General features: G+C 36.6%; 6 protein-coding genes. 4 read left to right on the plus strand and 2 right to left on the minus strand.

The genetic code is table 11. The features are described from left to right. Window positions 1–621 (plus strand): tetratricopeptide repeat protein (locus tag AC1DRF_RS20945; RefSeq protein WP_477741593.1); only part of this gene is annotated, 621 nt, incomplete at its 5' end. A 303-nt stretch (window positions 622–924) separates the two neighbouring features. Here the strand turns inward: AC1DRF_RS20945 and AC1DRF_RS20950 are convergent. Both AC1DRF_RS20950 and AC1DRF_RS20955 read right to left on the minus strand, forming a co-directional pair. Next, a complete protein-coding gene (locus AC1DRF_RS20950; protein WP_013056671.1) occupies window positions 925–1071 on the minus strand; it encodes a hypothetical protein in 147 nt (48 codons plus the stop codon). A 12-nt stretch (window positions 1072–1083) separates the two neighbouring features. Then, window positions 1084–1308, minus strand: a complete 225-nt coding sequence (locus tag AC1DRF_RS20955; protein WP_043981998.1) for a DUF3892 domain-containing protein — start codon at window positions 1306–1308, stop codon at window positions 1084–1086. Window positions 1309–1412: 104 nt separating this feature from the next. Here AC1DRF_RS20955 and AC1DRF_RS20960 point away from each other — a divergent pair, with 104 nt between their 5' ends. From AC1DRF_RS20960 to AC1DRF_RS20970, 3 genes are all read left to right on the plus strand, one after another. After that, window positions 1413–2093, plus strand: coding sequence for a class I SAM-dependent methyltransferase (locus tag AC1DRF_RS20960; protein ID WP_162214087.1), 681 nt, complete (start codon window positions 1413–1415; stop codon window positions 2091–2093). Window positions 2094–2158: 65 nt separating this feature from the next. Beyond that, complete coding sequence (locus AC1DRF_RS20965; RefSeq protein ID WP_013056674.1) at window positions 2159–2287, plus strand: YuzL family protein; 129 nt, start codon at window positions 2159–2161, stop codon at window positions 2285–2287. Window positions 2288–2662: 375 nt separating this feature from the next. Beyond that, complete coding sequence (locus AC1DRF_RS20970; protein WP_025752015.1) at window positions 2663–2932, plus strand: CD3324 family protein; 270 nt, start codon at window positions 2663–2665, stop codon at window positions 2930–2932. Window positions 2933–3134 lie beyond the last annotated feature (202 nt).

The following is a 3134-nucleotide window of genomic DNA, read 5'->3' on the forward strand; positions in this document are numbered from 1 at the left end:
TCTCGTCAGAGAGATTATGATGCTATTCATAATATCATTGTAAAAGAAAAAGAAAGTCCGCTGTTTCAAAATCCGCTGAACAAGCAATTTTTAATGTGGCACGAAGGTATTTGCGTGTATTACATTCATCATAACAAAGAAGATGCGCTGTCTAAAATGTACCAAGCGATCGAGCTTACTAAGCAATCGGCAACGTTTTATAAAGAAAGAGAAATTGAAATTTTAAATAGCATTGGAATTATTCTTTATGAAGAGAAAGAGTATGAACAGGCTCTAGATACATATCAAACAGCACTCAAAAGCTTAAATGAGCTGCCCCAAACAAAAGACGAAAATATAAAAATTAGAATTTTAAATGCACTTGCCAAAACGCTTGGAGATATGAGTAACTATGATGAATCATTAATATATAGCAACCGAGGAATCGATTTGTGCATTAGTAATGAATCAATGTATTTATTTGGAGAACTTCATTACCAAGCAGGAGAGAGCTTAATCAAATTAGGTAAAATTGAACAAGGTAAAGAATATATGGAAAAGTCTATGACCATTTTCACCCTGCAACGAAATGAGCGATTCGTCAAGCTAGTAGAAAAAGAACTTGAAGCTCTATTTGTYTAAAATATTCCTATCATTATAATTTTTGCGAAATTTCTATCAAAATGGAGGAAATCCATGATTTTAAGGGGATAAATGCTGATAGAAAGGAATTCATCTACTTTTATCCTGTGATACACTAGAGTCAAATCAAAGAAAGAGGAGGAAATAATTATGAAAAAAGTATTAGTCGGTATGGCATTAGCGTTTACATTAGTAGCAGGTGTTGCTTCAGTTGGAACAAGCGTAGCAACAGGAGATTTTTCAACATTAGGTCTTCCAAGCCAACATTAATAAAAAAAGCCGTGCTAAGAAGCACGGCTTTTTTTATTGTGTTTTACTTGACTGATCTTTGTTGCGTTTGTTTCCCTTTGAATTATCCCCGCTTGAAATTTCTTCACCCATTTCAACAAGATGGTGCTGCGTTTTTGGGTTACTTTGATTAGCGCTTCCTTTATTATTCTTTTTTGTCATCTTCATTCTCCTTTAAAATGATGGCAATGCATCGAGATTATTTGTTTTGTCATGGTCAGGAATACTGCGAATATACGTACCGCCGTCTTTCCCTACAAAGGTACTCACATGCTCAACGTCTCCGGCTTCTACTTTCTTTAACGCTTCTTCATAGGTTAAAACAGCTCCTGAAGCCGTTTGAAATTCTAGCAGGTCACCCTCTGCATTTTTACGTACCGCAACGAAACGTTCTTTCATACAAATAAACACCTTCCTTTACATCTATATGGTTGCTGAAAAAGTCGTTTTTATTCATTGCAAAAAGTGATAAGGTAAAGAAAAGAGTACAAAGGGGATAAAAAATGACAACATTTAATTGGCATGACCAAGCTCAAGACGAGTGGAACCAAAAAGTATCATTTTGGAATAGCCGAAGTGAAGAAATGTGGAAAAACGGAAGTCGGAAAACAGTTATTCCATTTATTCAAAAACATCTTAAATCAGGTGGTATAGTGGCAGACGTCGGCTGCGGTGATGGGTTTGGGACGTCTCTTCTAGCCGCTTCTGGATATAAAGCAATCGGTCTTGATTTATCAGAAGAAATGATTCAAAAAGCATCCCAACTGCATAAAAGTGAAAATTTGTCGTTCGCTCAAGCTGATATTATGAAGCTCCCGCTGTCTTCTGAATCAGTAGAAGGGGTTATGGTAATCAACGCTCTGGAATGGACGGAGCACCCGCGATTAGCTCTGAAGGAATTGCACCGAGTTGTAAAAACAGGAGGATATGCATGTATAGGTATTCTTGGACCAACTGCTCAGCCTCGTACTAATAGTTTTCAAAGACTATATGGTGAAGACGTTATTTGCAATACGATGATGCCGTGGGAGTTTGAACAGCTTGCAAAAGAAAATGGATGGGAAGTAATCGATGGCGAAGGTGTATATAAGCGAAATGTTACAGATAAGCTGATTGGACAGCTTCCAAATGAATTAAAGCAAGCCTTAACGTTTCTATGGCTATTTATGCTCAAGAAACAATAAAAACAGCACACCTCTCCTTATATGTAGCTGTACAAAGGGTACACTACAAACTGGAGGTGAGTGACATGAGTAAAATTAAAAAAGACCGCTCAAAATCAGAGCTAGGTTCACCAAATGTAGAAGGACAAGGGACGACCACTTCTGAACAAGGTGTTCAAAGCAGTTCAGCTAACAAAAAGCAGAAGCGTTCATAACAAAAATAAAACGAACTTGCAGGGAGAACAACGAGCTCCCTGCAAGTTCGTTTTATTTTTGGGGTCAGTTTTATAAATAAGAAGGTATTGTGTGCAAGATTATAGATAGCTTATAATAAAATCTGAGCCAATAATTGTAATTTTATACAAACTTGGTTTACAGCTGATGTAAAGTGGAGGTGTAATAAATGGTAAATAAAAGATGTTTACCGGATACTGCAGCGTCTCATGCAAAGCCTGATATTAGAAAGGCGATACTTTGCATGGGGTGGACGGTTTAGTAATAGACATCGCCTAACCGCGCATATCTCATTTCTAATATATACGGCTTTGCCCCTTATTGTATAAGCAAAACCACATAAGGAGCTGGCAGAAATGACGTATGTAAAAGCAACAAATATTTTACCTGAAGAGCTGATTAGTGAAATTCAAAAATACATTCAAGGAGAAACCATTTATATTCCAAAGCCGCAGAAGGCAAAAAGAAAATGGGGAACTTGCTCTGGTGGAAGAAAGTTGATTGACGAGCGAAACGAACGGATTAAGAATTTGTTTGAAAAAGGAACTTCAATTGAGGAACTAGCCCGTGAATACTTTTTATCAACCGAAACCATCAAAAAAATTGTATATAAAAAGCAACGGTAGAAATCAAGCGCTGGCAACTGAATGCCCGCGCTTTTTTAGGTATAGTTTATTTCTGATTTATTTTTTACATTTCATAAAAGGAATCCGTACGGTAAAGTAAAAAGTAGCTAATTAAATGAAGAAGGAGTGAAGAACGTGGAAGCGTTTATAAGAAATGATCAATATAATTTTATCAAAAGCCAAACGCAAATTCTTATCAATG

Source organism: Priestia sp. P5_B4, assembly GCF_056400385.1.

What these genes read in the sequence shown, in the direction of transcription:
- AC1DRF_RS20970 (WP_025752015.1), top strand. Translation starts at nt 2,663, where the DNA reads ATGACGTATGTAAAAGCAACAAATATTTTACCTGAAGAGCTGATTAGT.
- AC1DRF_RS20960 (WP_162214087.1), top strand. Translation starts at nt 1,413, where the DNA reads ATGACAACATTTAATTGGCATGACCAAGCTCAAGACGAGTGGAACCAA.
- AC1DRF_RS20955 (WP_043981998.1), bottom strand. Translation starts at nt 1,308, where the DNA reads ATGAAAGAACGTTTCGTTGCGGTACGTAAAAATGCAGAGGGTGACCTG.
- AC1DRF_RS20965 (WP_013056674.1), top strand. Translation starts at nt 2,159, where the DNA reads ATGAGTAAAATTAAAAAAGACCGCTCAAAATCAGAGCTAGGTTCACCA.
- AC1DRF_RS20950 (WP_013056671.1), bottom strand. Translation starts at nt 1,071, where the DNA reads ATGACAAAAAAGAATAATAAAGGAAGCGCTAATCAAAGTAACCCAAAA.